10 protein-coding genes are annotated in these 15,358 nt (G+C 37.3%); 8 read left to right on the forward strand and 2 right to left on the reverse strand.

Features of this window, described 5'->3' with window-relative positions:
- Window positions 1-84: 84 nt before the first annotated feature.
- Complete coding sequence (locus ES724_RS09275; protein ID WP_211362758.1) at window positions 85-3,411, forward strand: S41 family peptidase; 3,327 nt, start codon at window positions 85-87, stop codon at window positions 3,409-3,411.
- A 234-nt stretch (window positions 3,412-3,645) separates the two neighbouring features.
- Here ES724_RS09275 and ES724_RS09280 read toward each other — a convergent pair whose 3' ends face one another.
- Together ES724_RS09280 and ES724_RS09285 are read right to left on the reverse strand one after the other, a co-directional pair.
- Entirely contained in the window at window positions 3,646-5,184 is a 1,539-nt protein-coding gene (locus ES724_RS09280) for an Rne/Rng family ribonuclease (protein ID WP_026836653.1), read from the reverse strand.
- Between the two features lie 294 nt (window positions 5,185-5,478).
- Entirely contained in the window at window positions 5,479-5,790 is a 312-nt protein-coding gene (locus ES724_RS09285; protein WP_262489267.1) for an HU family DNA-binding protein, read from the reverse strand.
- Between the two features lie 123 nt (window positions 5,791-5,913).
- On the opposite strand from ES724_RS09285, the gene mutY reads away from it, so the two are divergent.
- The 7 genes from mutY (at window position 5,914) to ES724_RS09320 (ending at window position 15,337) form a co-directional block, all read left to right on the forward strand.
- Window positions 5,914-6,963, forward strand: a complete 1,050-nt coding sequence (gene mutY / locus ES724_RS09290) for an A/G-specific adenine glycosylase (protein ID WP_146932359.1) — start codon at window positions 5,914-5,916, stop codon at window positions 6,961-6,963.
- Window positions 6,964-7,412: 449 nt separating this feature from the next.
- Window positions 7,413-7,871: a single-stranded DNA-binding protein gene (locus ES724_RS09295; protein WP_146932361.1), complete on the forward strand. Its 459-nt coding sequence runs from the start codon at window positions 7,413-7,415 to the stop codon at window positions 7,869-7,871.
- Between the two features lie 21 nt (window positions 7,872-7,892).
- A complete protein-coding gene (locus tag ES724_RS09300) occupies window positions 7,893-9,230 on the forward strand; it encodes a gliding motility-associated protein GldE (RefSeq protein ID WP_146932363.1) in 1,338 nt (445 codons plus the stop codon).
- A 50-nt stretch (window positions 9,231-9,280) separates the two neighbouring features.
- Complete coding sequence (gene gldD / locus ES724_RS09305) at window positions 9,281-9,841, forward strand: gliding motility lipoprotein GldD (protein ID WP_146932365.1); 561 nt, start codon at window positions 9,281-9,283, stop codon at window positions 9,839-9,841.
- A gap of 132 nt (window positions 9,842-9,973) precedes the next feature.
- Window positions 9,974-12,967, forward strand: coding sequence for a SusC/RagA family TonB-linked outer membrane protein (locus tag ES724_RS09310; RefSeq protein ID WP_146932367.1), 2,994 nt, complete (start codon window positions 9,974-9,976; stop codon window positions 12,965-12,967).
- A gap of 10 nt (window positions 12,968-12,977) precedes the next feature.
- Window positions 12,978-14,294 carry a RagB/SusD family nutrient uptake outer membrane protein gene (locus ES724_RS09315; RefSeq protein ID WP_146932369.1) on the forward strand — a complete coding sequence of 439 codons (1,317 nt, stop codon included), beginning with the start codon at window positions 12,978-12,980 and terminating at the stop codon, window positions 14,292-14,294.
- A 134-nt stretch (window positions 14,295-14,428) separates the two neighbouring features.
- Window positions 14,429-15,337, forward strand: a complete 909-nt coding sequence (locus ES724_RS09320; RefSeq protein WP_146932371.1) for a DMT family transporter — start codon at window positions 14,429-14,431, stop codon at window positions 15,335-15,337.
- Window positions 15,338-15,358 lie beyond the last annotated feature (21 nt).

The following is a 15,358-nucleotide window of genomic DNA, read 5'->3' on the forward strand; positions in this document are numbered from 1 at the left end:
GATGGGTTAAATTTTGTAAATATTTCCACAAGATTTATTCCTTATATTACTACTTATTAATTTATTATTTAAGCTATTCTTTCTATGATATCAAAAATAGGCTCTTTATTGTTTTTTTGTTCTTTTTTGGGATTTTACCCTGTACAGACAAATGCCCAGGGCACCAGGTTGTTACGCCAGCCAACCATTAGCGATCAACATATTGCTTTTGTTCATGCCAATGATCTCTGGGTTGTTGACCGACGCCTGGGAGAGACCAAGCTTGGTAATGCACGTCGTCTCACTTCAAATGAAGGAGCTGAAACCAATCCGCACTTTTCTCCGGATGGAAAATGGATAGCTTTTACCGGGGAGTATGATGGAAATGTAGATGTTTATATTATTCCTGCTGAAGGTGGACAGCCAAAGAGGCTTACCTGGCATCCGGGAAACGATGAAGTTACCGGCTGGACACCAGATGGACAGTCGGTTTTGTTTTCTTCCGGAAGGGAAGGATATCCAACTGCAGCTTCTAAATTATATACTATCGCTACGAATGGGGGCATGCCAGTAGCTCTAAAAGTTCCAAGAGCGGCCAACGGAGAATTGTCCAAAGATGGTAATTTTCTTGCCTATACTCCTATCTCCTTTTGGGATCCTGAATGGCGTAACTATCGTGGCGGACAGGCGCAACCAATATGGATCCTGAATTTAAAAGATTATTCACTCAAACAGACTTTACAAACAGATAATGAGAGACATACCGATCCTGTTTGGCTTAACGGTAAAATATTCTTTTTATCAGAAAGGGATTTTGCTAACAATATCTGGTCTTATAACCCTGCTACCGAAGATGTTGAACAGATAACTTTTCACAAGCAATTTGATGCTAAAAGCCTTGACGCAGGTGGCGGAATGATCGTTTATGAGCAGGGAGGATATCTTCATTTGCTAGACCCTTCCAACGGAAATAGTAAACAGCTTGAAATAAATATCAACGGAGATTTTAACTGGGCCAGGCCAAGATGGGAAAATGTGGAAACCACCAAACTTTCCAATTCGTCCTTAAGTCCAACGGGGCAGCGAGCCCTATTTGAATACCGAGGAGAGATCTTTACTGTTTCAAAAGAAGAAGGGAACTGGAGAAACATTACCAACTCATCCGGGGCGGCAGATCGATTTCCTGTCTGGTCTCCTGATGGGTCTAAAATAGCTTGGTTTTCTGATGCTTCGGGAGAATATCAGCTTATGATTGGGAACCAGGAAGGATTAGGAGATATCCGTAGTGTAAAGATACCAGACCCAACCTTTTTCTTTAAACCGGAATGGTCGCCAAATGGAAAGTATATCGCTTTCACAGATACAGATTACAACTTGTGGTATATAAATGTAGAGAGCGAAAAGATCACCAAAGCCGACGTAGAAGGTTATGCTCATCCAAATCGTTCTCTTAACCCGGTCTGGTCTCCGGATAGCCAATGGATAGCATATGTACGCATTATGGATAATATGTTCAAGGCGGTGAAAGTGCATAATGTTGAAACCGGTAAAAACCATCAATTAACCAATTCCATGGCCGATGCAATTTCGCCGGTATGGGATGCAAGTGGGAAGTATCTTTACTTTCTTGCTACTACAAATTACGGGCTCAATACAGGCTGGTTGGATATGACAAGTTATGAAAGACCTGTAACCAGAAGTTTGTATATGATGGTACTTTCAAAAGACACTCCATCTCCCCTTATGCCCAGACTTTTTGATGAGAAGGAGCAAAAGGAAGAGGAGGAAAACAAAGCTAAGGAAGAGAAAAAGAAATCTTTAGGTAAAAAGGAACCTGAAAAGAATGTCGCCCAGGTAAAAATCGATTTTGACGGATTGGAAAACCGAATTGAAGTACTGGGTGTTCCAGATAAAAGTTATACCAATTTATTGTCAGGGCCGGAGGGCTATGTATTCTATATGGAAGATATCCCAAACGAGTCTGAATTCTCAATGAGTCGGTACAGCCTGGAAGAACGAAAATCTATTCCATTTCTTCCTAAAGTAAATGAGGCTTCTGTTTCCCATGACCGTAAAAATATGCTCTATCGCAACGGCAGTAATTGGGGAATTGTCCCCACCGCTAATGGAGCTCCGAATGCTGAAGATAATAAACTGGTGGTTTCCAATCTGAGATTAAAAATTGATCCTATAGAAGAATGGAAGCAGATCTTTAGAGAAGGATGGCGGTATCAAAGAGATTTTTTATATGTAGACAATATTCACGGTGCCCCTTGGGATAAAATCCTGGAATGGTATACGCCATGGGTAGAGCACGTGCGTCATAGATCAGATCTAAATTACCTGGTAGACATATTGGGAGGTGAAGTAGCTGTTGGGCATTCATATACTTCAGGCGGAGATTTTCCGGACATCAATGAAGTCGCTGTAGGATTGCTTGGGGCAGATTACGCTGTGAGATCAAACAGATATTATTTCAGCAGGATTTATAATGGTGAAAGCTGGAATCCGGAAGTGAAGGCACCATTAAGTCTTTCAGGGCTGAACGTTAACGAAGGGGATTTTCTTTTAGAGGTAAATGGAGAAGAAGTTACAGCTTCCAAAAATCTTTATACTTATTTTGAAGGGACAGCAGGAAGGCAAACTTATATATTAGTGAATGATAAACCTTCGAAAGATGGAGCAAGATTGATCACGGTTGTTCCTGTTGAAAATGAATATCAACTAAGGAGTTTTGCCTGGATCGAGGGAAACAGAAGGAAAGTTGATGAAATGTCCAATGGGAAACTGGCATACGTGTATGTCCCTAATACAGGGCAACAAGGCTATCAATATTTTAACAGATATTACTTTGCCCAGCAGGATAAGCAGGGAGCTATAATAGATGAAAGAAACAACGGGGGAGGTTCTGCCGCAGATTATATTGTTGACGTACTCGCAAGGGAACTTCATGGATATTTTAATAGTAGGGTGGAGGGAAATAAGCCTTTTACAACCCCTATGGCTGGAATTTGGGGCCCAAAGGTGATGATCATTAACGAAAGAGCAGGATCTGGAGGAGATCTATTACCTTACTTATTTAGAGAGATGGAAATAGGACCCCTCGTAGGTACTCGTACCTGGGGCGGACTTGTTGGCACCTGGGACACCCCTGCTTTTGTAGATGGAGGAAGAATGGTAGCACCGCGCGGAGGATTCTTTGATGTTGAAGGGAACTGGGCTATAGAAGGAGAAGGGGTAGCCCCTGATATTGAGGTACAGATGACTCCGGCAGATGTTATTGCGGGAAGAGATCCACAGCTTGAGCGTTCTGTTCAGGAAGCATTAAGACTCCTGGAAGAAACACCTGTAGATTTGAAGCAAGAGCCTGCCCCGCCGGTAAGATGGAAACGTCCGGAAGGTTGGGAGCAGGAAGCAGAAAAAGGAAATTAAGCTAAAGCCGGAAAGAGATTTCCGGCTTTTTAATTGGCTGAATTGAGACAAGGTGATTAAAGTAAAGCTTAGATATTAAGATTACTAAAAAGAAGGAAGGTCTTATTAGTGAACTGGATATTGTAAAGTAACAAGGACCTTTTATAGCTTGTTATGAAGTTAATGAGCTTACTCACAAAACATACTAAAACAAAAAAAACCGCTACTCAAATAAATGAATAGCGGTTTAAAATTTTAGTCTAAAACTTCCCCGTTTTTGTCGTGAAAGTGATATTCCATGTACGTGTAAGCGTCTCTTGGTAAAATTTTTACCCAGCGCTTATGGTCAAAAAACCATTGGGAGCGGGGTGATGGAAAGCCTCTTGTTAAAAAGGCTGCAATAAATGGGTGCGCACTTAAGGTGATCTTTTTGTGATTCTTTTTGATCAGCCTTTCCAGGTCGGTTTTAATCTTATCAATAACTATAATAGGAGCCTCAATCTCTCCTATTCCGTTCGGATTCTCTTCACGGGTCTTGATATTAGTTTCCGGCCTAACGCGTTGTCTTGTAATTTGTATTAACCCAAATTTACTTGGGGGTAATATTTTGTGTTTAGCACGATCATCGCTCATTTCTTCGCGTAAATGATCAAATAGTGCTTTTCTGTTTTCGGCCTTATTCATGTCTATAAAGTCAACCACAATAATTCCACCCATATCACGTAATCGTAATTGTCGGGCTATTTCTGTGGCGCTTATAAGGTTCACTTCTAAGGCGGTCTCTTCCTGGTTTTTAGCTTTATTGGAACGGTTTCCACTATTCACGTCTATAACGTGCATGGCTTCTGTGTGCTCAATAATCAGGTAAGCTCCTTTGCTCATCGATACGGTGCGACCAAAGGAAGTTTTTATTTGTCTTTCGATACCGAATTTTTCAAAAATTGGAACATTGGACTGGTACAGCTTTACTATAGATTCTTTATTTGGGGCAATTTCTGCCACATAATCTTTTAGCTGTGTATAAAGCTCTTCTTCATCTACCGCAATAGAGGAGAAAGTGTCGTTAAAGACATCTCTCAAAATTGAGGACGCTCTATTTAACTCTCCCAATACCTTGGATGGATGAGGTGCTTTATATAGTTTTTTACACATTGCTGTCCAGCGACTCATTAAATTCTGGAGATCTCTGTCTAGCTCTGCTACTTTTTTGCCTTCTGCTACGGTTCTAACAATTACACCAAAGCCTTTAGGCTTAATGCTTTTTACCAATCTTTTTAGGCGGTCTTTTTCTTCTTTGCTTTCAATTTTTTGAGAAACTGAAACTCTATTGGAAAAAGGCACCAACACAATATAACGTCCCGGGAGAGAAAGCTCTGAGCTTATTCTGGGACCTTTTGTGGAGATTGGTTCTTTCATTACTTGAACCAGTAACGACTGATTTGATTTTAAGACTTCAGCTACACTGCCGTCTTTATCAATATCATTTTCAAAAGTTAAATTCTGTAAAGAATAATCTTTTAATTTACCTGTGCTTACACGTTTTACGAATTTCAACAAAGTGAGGACTTGAGGTCCAAGATCATGATAGTGTAAAAAACCATCTTTTGTATAGCCAACATTTACAAATGCGGCATTTAATCCTGGAACAGCTTTCCTGATCTTGGCAATAAAAATATCACCTACAGCAAAGTTGCTATCGTCTTCTTCTTTGTTTAATTCGACTAGTTTTCCATCTTTAATTAAGGCAAAATCTATAGCAGAGGAACCTGATCTAATAATCAATTCTTTGTCCACTCTTTTAGATTTTTATCCCGGAAATCGGGATGGATTAAACAATAAATTTTCACAGGGTTTTTAAGCCTGAAGAAACCGGAATTTAAAGGGTATTCAAATTCGGCTTCAATTTCAAAGAACGTTTTTTACTAAAAAAAGTAGTGAGAACACTACTTTTTCTTATGGCGGTTAGCTCTACTTCTCTTTTTACGCTTGTGAGTAGCTACCTTATGTCTTTTTCTTTTTTTACCACTTGGCATAGTGTACTTTTTTTAAATTAATAATTATATACTTTCAAACTCCCTATTACAGGAATTATTCTTTTACTTCAACATTAGTCTTAACACCATCTACAAAAATACGAGCAGGTTTAAATGCAGGGATATTGTGTGCAGGGATTTTAATTGTAGTATTTTTAGAGATGTTTCTTCCGGTTTTTTCAGCTCTTGTTTTAATAACAAAACTTCCAAATCCTCTTAGGTAAACATTGTCTCCGCTTTCTAAAGAAGTCTTCACTTCTTCCATAAATGTTTCAACAGTAGCTTGTACATCACCTTTTTCCATTCCTAACTTTTCGGAAATCTTCGCTACGATATCTGCTTTCGTCATTTTCGTACTATTTAAAATTATAATTGGGGTTCTTAATTTTCAAGGGGGCAAATATAAGAATTAAATCTCCAATATTTCAATCCTAATTCATTAAATAGTAACCAAATAAAGAATTATTATTGCAGGCAAACAATGACATTCATGATTTTTCATAAAATATTGATTAATTGGTACTTAGGTAATAAAAGAGATTTGCCTTGGAGAAAAACCAGTGATCCCTATCGTATTTGGTTAAGTGAAATCATGCTTCAGCAAACTAGAATTGAGCAAGGTTTGCCCTATTATTTGAGCTTCACAACCTCTTTTCCAACTGTTTTTGATCTTGCAAATGCCTCACAAGACGAAGTTCTTAAACTGTGGCAGGGTTTGGGCTATTATTCTCGGGCCAGAAATTTACATGAAACTTCAAAGGTTGTGGCTTATGAATTAGATGGTAAATTTCCAGATAATTACAAGGATTTATTGAAATTAAAGGGAATTGGTGATTATACAGCAAGTGCAGTGGCTTCTATTTGTTATAATGAAGCTGCTCCTGTGGTAGATGGAAATGTATATAGGGTTTTGGCTCGATATTTTGATATTGAGACACCTATTAATAGTAGTGCAGGTCAAAAAGAGTTTAAGGCTTTGGCAACCGAGCTGATGGATAAGGAGGATCCCGCTACATATAATCAAGCGAACATGGAGTTTGGTGCTTTGCAATGTAAGCCCCAGAATCCGTTATGTGAAAGTTGTCCGCTTTCCAATAGCTGTTTGGCTTTAAAAAATAATAAGATAGCGATGCTTCCTGTTAAGCTGAAAAAAGCCAAGGTAAAAAAACGGTATTTTAATTATTTGGTTTTCCTTTCAGAAGAGAATGAAACTATTTTAGAGCAAAGGATAGGGAAAGGAATCTGGGAAGGATTGTATCAATTTCCTCTGATGGAGTCTACATCCTTAATAGATGCAGAAGCCTTGTTGGCAGAACCTGGCCTTTTCCCCGAGGGAGGAGAATATAATCTAAAAGTAAGTTTGTATAATGACACACCTATTATACATAAATTATCCCATCAGCATATATATACCAGATTTTGGATTGTGGAGAATGCTGAATTAAATACCAATACAATCCCTTTATCTAAAATCCAAGAATACCCTGTTCCGGTTTTAATCGCCAATTTTATTAGCGAATTTGAATTGGACGAATATTAAACTTGGTTGAAATATTTTATATATGTCCGTTCTTCTTCATAATAGTTATCTAGTCACCCTAAGACCCGTGATAAAAAAATTATCTAGCGGAGGAAATTGACGAATGAAAGATGCTTAAACTCCCGATGTTTCGGGACAGCATCACGGAAGTTAAAACCAGTATCGTCACCCTGAACTTGTTTCAGGGTCGCTCATTCGGAGTACCTTTGAAAATACATCAATGCTAATTTATTTCAGGGTCTCCATTTATGGTATTTATTTAAAGCCTCATGAGATTCTGAAACTCCAGAAGTATCGGGACAGAATGACATCTTTAATCAGTTTATAATACTTTATGAACAACCAAAAATTTTTAAAGCTTGGTAATATTGACTCTAATAAGAGGGGATACTGAATAAATTTCTCTATTTTTAAATTATATAATTAGCTAAATAATTAAATAAAATATAATGACGGGTACACTTAATAAGGTAATGCTAATAGGGCATACAGGAGACGATGTAAAAATGCATTATTTTGAAGGAGGCGGAGCAATTGGACGTTTCCCTTTAGCTACCAATGAGGTTTACACAAACAAATCTTCTGGGCAACGAGTAGAGAATACCGAATGGCATAATATAGTTGTGAGAAATAAGGCTGCAGAGATCTGTGAGAAATACCTTAAAAAAGGAGATAAGGTTTACGTAGAAGGTAGATTGAAAAGCAGAAAATGGACAGACGATAAAGGGATTGAAAGATACTCGGTTGAAATTCAATGTACAGATTTTACCTTTCTAACACCTAAAAGTGAAACTTCAGGAAATGCTGATCAAAATACTGCTTCAGCGAAACCAGTTTCCAATACTAAAAATGATACTTTTGCCAATCAAAATACAGGCAATGAGGAAGAAGACGATTTGCCTTTCTAAGTCTAACTAAAACATAAGCATTTGGATCCAGATCCTCCCAGTTTAATTTTATTATTTATATCACTAGAGTTTTCACAGGTTTTAAGCCTTGTAATGCTAATTGTATTATTAATCTGCTCTGCGCTAATCTCTGGTGCAGAAGTTGCGTTTTTCTCTCTAACTCCTGCAGATTTCCTTAGTGATAATGGAAAGAGAACAAATGCTCAAAAAATAGTTGTTAAGCTCTTAGAGAAGCCAAAAAAGTTATTAGCTACTATATTAGTTGCAAATAATACCATAAACATTGCGATTGTTCTTCTTTTTGATTCTTTTACAGATGAGTTTTTCGGGAATTTGAATGCTGTTGTCTTTGGAATCAATTTTAAATTTTTGATAGAAGTTGGTATCGTGACCTTTCTAATTTTGCTTTTTGGAGAGATCCTGCCAAAAGTTTACGCAAGTCGGAATAATGTGAAATTCAGTAATCTAATGGCTATTCCATTAAATGTATTGGATTTTTTAATATCTCCTCTTAGCACTCCTATGAGGGCCGTTACCATTTATATTCACGATAAGTTAGGCAAACAAAAAGGGTTTTTAAGTGTAGATCATCTCTCCCAGGCGCTGGAAATGACAAGGGATGAGGATACCACGCATGAAGAGCAAAAGATTTTAAGAGGGATTGTCTCCTTTGGGAATACGGATACCAAGCAGGTTATGCGCCCTAGAATGGATATTTTTGCCTTAAAAGAAAATCAAACTTATAAGGAGATAATTCCAGAAATAATTAAAAATGGGTTTTCCAGAATTCCTGTTTATAAGGAAAACATAGATCAAGTAAGCGGAATTCTATATGTTAAAGATCTATTACCATTTTTAGATAGAAAAGACTTTGAATGGACTTCTCTTTTACGAGAGCCGTATTTTATTCCTGAAAATAAAAAATTAGATGATCTCTTAAATGAATTCAAGGATAAGAAAATTCATTTGGCAATTGTTGTAGATGAATACGGTGGAACCAGTGGTTTGGTCTCTTTAGAGGATATAATTGAAGAAATTGTAGGTGATATAAGCGATGAATTTGATGATGAAGATTTGGTTTTCTCCAAGCTGGATGAGTCTAATTTTATATTTGAAGGAAAGACTCCTTTAAAGGATTTTTATAAGATTATAAAGCTAGAAGACTCCTCGAATTTTGAAGAAAACAAAGGAGAATCAGATACCCTTGCAGGCTTTTTACTCGAAACATCGGGAGGTTTCCCGAAGAAGAATGAAAAGATCTCTTTTCAGAATTATCTCTTTACAGTAGAAGTAATAGATGATAAGAGAATAAAGCAGATCAAATTAAGTATTATGTCAGAAACATCTTCAGAAGAATAGTCTAGAGCTTTGAGCTTTTATACCTTAAATTAGTTTTCACCATTTTCAAGATGAAAAAAATAAGTATCATATTATTAATTATCGCTGTTTCTATTTCGTGTAAAGACGAGGTGCTTCCTAAGCAGAAGGCTTTTTTAGACTTAGAATTTCCTACTGCAGAATATGTTGAAACCAACCTAAGTTGCCCATATAGCTTTGAGTATAATTCTATCGCGAAGATTGTAAAACCTAAAGGTTCTAGGCCGTGTTGGATCAATCTGAATTACCCAAAATTGAATGCCTCTATTTTTATTACATATCAGGAAGTGCACAACAATTTGGATTCTCTTTTAATGGATTCTCAAAAATTACCTTTACAGCATACTATTAAGGCAGACTATATAGAAGGTGATGTTTATATGAATCCAGAGCATAAAACTTACGGAATGTTTTACTCAATAGATGGAGATGCTGCATCTCAAGCACAGTTTTATGTTACAGATAGTGTCAAGCACTTTGTGACAGGCTCTCTTTATTTCAATCAAAAACCTAATTTTGATTCTATAATGCCAGCGGCATCTTACATTAAATCTGACATTAAGAGGCTTATGGAATCTCTTAAATGGAGATAATTCTCACGAAATAGTGTGCGTTTTTTTAAATATTAACATTTCTTCCGTCATTATTAAACAATAATTAACTTTTAGTCGAGGCCTTTGGTTTTTTACTTAATTTGGTGATTGCTAATTGAAAAAACCAAAATTATGAGGCACATCCAACTAACTGGCATCAAAATGATGCTTTTACTGTTTATTTTTCCTGCAGTGCTATTCGCCCAAGAAACTTTAACAGGTAAAACAATTAATGAGTCGACAGGGGAAGTTGTACCTTTTGTGAATGTAATTCAAAAAGGAACTTCAAATGGAACGACTAGTGATTTAGACGGTAATTTTTCATTATCTGTTGAATCTTTACCTACAACCCTAGTTTTCTCGTATATAGGTTTTGAAACCCAAGAGCGAGTAGTTACTCAAAATTCACCAATAAACGTAAGTTTTGTAGAAGCTGCCGCCGCCTTAGATGAGGTAGTGGTTACTGGTCTTGCAACATCTATTAAAAGATCTAATTCGGCTAACGCAGTTTCTTCTATTAGCGCCAAGGAATTGGTTGGAACAACTGCACCTCCCACCTTAGATGGAGCCCTTTACGGTAAATTTCCGGGAGCTATAGTTAGTGCTAATTCTGGAGCACCGGGAGGAGGACTTTCGGTTAAATTAAGAGGTGCTACTTCTTTGCAAGGAAATACCCAGCCTTTGTACATCGTGGATGGTGTTTATATAGATAACTCTTCAATTCCGGCAGGTTTAAATATTGTTTCTGCTGCTGCAGGACAGGGAAGTTCATCTAACCAGGATAACCCATCTAACAGGATCGCAGATATTAATCCTGAAGATATTGCCAATATTGAGATCTTAAAAGGAGCATCTACAGCTGCAATCTACGGTAGTAGAGCTGCTGCGGGGGTTGTTATTATTACAACCAAGCGTGGTTCTGCTGGAAAGACTAGGTACAATTTTTCTCAAAGTTTAGGATGGACAGAAGTTATTAACCTTTTAGGTGTAAGAGACTATAATGAGGAGAGGGTGAGAGAAAGTTTTGGAGAAGCAGCTGTTCAGGATTTTATTGACGCACGTGACCAAAACAGACTTGTCGATTACGAAAAGGAACTTTTTGGAGATCAAGGTCTTATTAGTATCACAAATTTTAGCGCCAGTGGGGGAAGCGAAGATACCAGATTCTTTGCCAGTGTTACACAAAATAAAGAAGACGGAATTGTCGCCAATACCGGTTATGATAAGATTTCATTTAGATTGAACATAGATCACAGGGCAAACGATTTTATCAAGTTTGGCTTTAGTACCAATTACGTAAATTCTACTTCAGACAGGGGATACTTTAACAATGACAATACTGGAACATCTATCGGAGTCGCTCTAACAGGTACGGTGCCGTGGTTACAATTATTTCCTGATGAAAATGGAAACTATCCAGATAACCCTTTAGGAGCATCAAACATTTTGCAAACCAGAGACCTTGTAGTAAACCAAGAAAAGGTAGATAGGTTGATTACCGGAGGATACGCAAATATAGATATTTATAAAGCTGAAAAATCTGGTCTTGAGCTTATATTAAGAGGAGGACTAGATTATTACGGTTATAACACATATGCGTTTTTTCCAAAAGAACTTCAGTTTCAAAATCCGGATAACGGAGGACTAAATGGGGTATCTGTACAGGGAACTGCTACCAACAAGAACTACAATGTATCAGGATTCTTAGTACATAATTATTTTACTGATAGTAATATCAATTTCAGAACTCAGGCAGGTTTGACAAGAGAATCTTTTGATCAAAATCGATATCTTTTGGCAGCTACAGATCTTGTTGCTTCTGAAACCAACGTAGATCAGGCTACCAACACTGGTGTTGAACAAACAAGGGTAAGGCAGGAAGATGCTGGTTTCTTTGTTCAGGAAGAGGTGAATTATCAGGATAAGATAATTGCAACAATTGGTTTGAGAGGCGATAAATCTTCAAATAACGGAGATGCTAATGAGCTTTTTTACTATCCAAAAGCTTCAGTTGCAGTTAATTTGAACGAGTTCGATTTCTGGAATGACGAATCTTTTTTAGGTCAATTTAAACTAAGAGCTGCTTATGGGGAAGCAGGTAATTTCCCTCCACCTGCTGGTTTATTTACTTCTTATGACAGCTATACAAACGTAGGAATTGATGGTACTTTAAAAGGAATTAGTTTAAGAGGAGTTTTGGGAAATCCAGATCTTAAATTTGAAAGACAAAGAGAATTTGAAACAGGAATTGATTTTGGAATGTTCTCTAACAGGTTTACCGGCTCGATTACTTATTATAAGAAAACAGTTGATGATCTAATTCTTCTTTCTGTTAAAGAACCATCTTCAGGATTTGGAAATCAATTTGTGAATGGAGGTAGTCTTGAGAATAGAGGAATAGAAATTGGCATTAATGCCATCCTTGCTAGAAGCCGTAATTTCAACTGGGATTTGGGAATCAATTTCTTCAAAAATGAATCTGAGATCACCAAGCTTGACGTACCTGCTTTTAACATTGGTGCATTTGGTGCAACATTGGGAACTTTTAGAATTGAAGAAGGAAAAAGTGCTACTCAACTGGTAGGTATTGGACCTAATGCAGGTGCTAACGGCCTTCAGGTATTTGGAGATTCTGAGCCAGACTTTCAAATGGCTTTCAACAACTTCTTAAGATATAAGGATTTTGAACTTTCGTTTTTATGGCAGTGGAAAAAAGGTGGAGATAACGTAAACTTAACAGCGTTATTGACAGACCTTAGTGGTACCAGCCATGATTTTGATACTGTAGATCTGGATCCGGAAGGACAATTAGGTAACGGTCCCTACAGGGTTAGTCAACTTGGTTCTTCGGCCCAGGTTTTCATTGAAGATGCTGGATATGTAAGATTAAGAGAGCTTGGATTGTATTACAATATACCATCCTCCCTTTCAGACAGATTGCTTAACGGAACTTTTGAGAGAATAAGATTAGGATTCTCTGGGACAAATCTTGTGAACATATTTGATTACAACAGTTATGACCCTGAAGTATCAAATTTTGGAGGAAGTGCTATTTTCAACGCAGTTGAAGTAACTCCTTTCCCTTCATCCAAACGTTATTTATTTAAAGCAGAATTTAACTTCTAAAAAGATCAGTATGAAAATTATAAATAAACTATTTGTTTTAATGGCCACCGGAATTTTTACTGTCTCTTGTGAGGTAGAAGAGTTTTCCGATTTGAATGGCCCTGAAGTAGACGCTCTGGTGGAAGACCTTGGCCGTGGAGACCTTCAGGATCTTGTAGGGGGAGTATTTTATTCTATGAGAGAAGGTTTAGGGAATTACTATGATGATGTAGGAGTTATAGGCCGGGAATTTTATCGTTTCTCAAGTTCAGATCCACGTCTTACTGCAGATTTACTTGGAAGGGATAATGCGATTCTTGATAATAACACTTTTTATATCACTACCCCCTGGGCAGCCAGATACAGAACAGTAAAAAATGCAAACATAATTCTTAATGCTTTAGAAAATTCTACTGCAGACTTTTCACCAGAAGAATTAAGTGCTACAAGAGGCTTTCTCAAAACCATAAAGGCTTATGAACTTTTGCTGAATTTGAACCTGACCTACGAGAATGGTATTCGCGTTGATGTTAATGATCCCAATAATTTAGGCCCTTTTGTTTCTTACACTGAAGGTTTAACGGCAATTAGAAACTTGATGGAGGAGGCTGCAACAGATCTTGTTTCAGGAGGAAACTCATTTCCTTTCAAAATGACAACAGGTTTTGCAGATTTTAATACGCCTGCTAAATTTCTCCAGGTGAACAAAGGCTTGTCTGCCAGAGTAGCAGCTTATCAAGGGGATTACCCTGCAGTGCTTAATTTTCTGGAAAGCTCATTTCTGGATCTCTCCGGTGATCTTGATACTGGAATTTATTATGTTTTTTCTGAAGATCAAACAGATTTAGCAAATCCGGTATTTTTTCCTGAAAATGCCTCAGCCGCAGGGGTGAGAATTGTTCAGCCTGGATTTATTGCTGACGCCGAAGCAGGCGATAGTAGAGTTGATGAGAAAACACGTCTTAGGGATGAAACGATCACTTTTGATGGACTTTCAGGAGATTATGATTTCTTCGTATACACTTCCAGAACAGATGATATTCCAATAATTAGAAATGCTGAATTGATCTTGCTTTATGCTGAAGCAAATATTTCAATAAACCCATCTGAAGCGGTAGAAGCTTTAAATGTAATTAGAAATTCTGCATCGCTCCCAGATTATTCAGGTCCTGTGACTCAGGCGGCGCTTGTTACTGAAATGCTGAAGCAAAGAAGGTATGAATTATATGGGGAAGGTCACAGATGGATAGATGCAAGAAGGTTCGATATCCTAAACACATTACCTATCGACAGGCCTGGGGATGATGTGTTCACTCAATTCCCTATTCCGCTTACAGAGAATCAATAAAACTTAATTAATATTTTTTAAAAGGCCTGAAATGTGGATTTCTCACGTTTCAGGCCTTTTCTTATTTTCCCTTCTCACCTAGGTGGTTTTTATAGTACTTTCGCGAGCTATAATTTTAATTTATTCCTTACCAAATGCCGTCTAAAAACCTTAAATGGATCTATCTTATCTTATTATCCCTGGTATGGGGAAGTTCCTTTATTCTTATTAAAAAAGGGCTTATTGGTCTTAGTGCTTTGCAGCTAGGATCGTTCAGGATAATTTTTGCTTCTTTGTTTTTAATCCTGATTGGTTTTAAAAGCATAAGTAAGCTTACACTGGCACAATGGAAATGGATCTCTATTTCTGCTTTTATAGGTTCCTTCTTTCCAGTTTATCTTTTTGCTTATGCAGAAACCGAAATCGATAGCGCAGTGGCATCTATTTTAAATGCGACTACTCCATTAATGACCTTGCTTTTTGGAGTGTTATTCTTTAAAATGGCCTTATCTCAAAATAAAGTATTAGGAGTGGTAATAGGGCTAATTGGGACTTTAGGACTGATTTTTAGCGGAGCACAAGTAAATCCAGATCAAAATTATTTTTACTCAGTTTTGGTTATAATAGCAGCAGCCTGTTACGCAATTAATGTGAATATTATAAAGCGATATATGCACGATATTTCTGCATTGGGAATCACAGCTGGGAATTTTTTGGTGTTGCTTGGACCCTCTTTTATGGTATTGTTCTTAACAGGGTTTTCTTTTGAAAACATCCTGAATGACGAAATTGTATCTACCTCCATTATTTATGTGCTTATTTTAGGAGTTATAGGAACTGGAATTGCAATGGTGATTTTTAATAAACTTATACAGATCTCCGATCCCGTTTTTTCGACTTCTGTTACCTATACCATTCCGCTAGTGGCTCTAGGTTGGGGTTTTCTGGATGGAGAGGTGTTTAGTGTATTTCAATTAATTTCTATGCTAATCATTTTATTGGGTGTTTTTCTGGTAAATAGATCGAAGAATCTATATGCTAAAAACAAAAAAGCCGACCAATAATGGCCGGCTCTTTCAACATTA

Origin of the sequence: Gillisia hiemivivida (assembly GCF_007997295.1) — a bacterium.
In the GTDB taxonomy this organism is placed as follows: domain Bacteria; phylum Bacteroidota; class Bacteroidia; order Flavobacteriales; family Flavobacteriaceae; genus Gillisia; species Gillisia hiemivivida.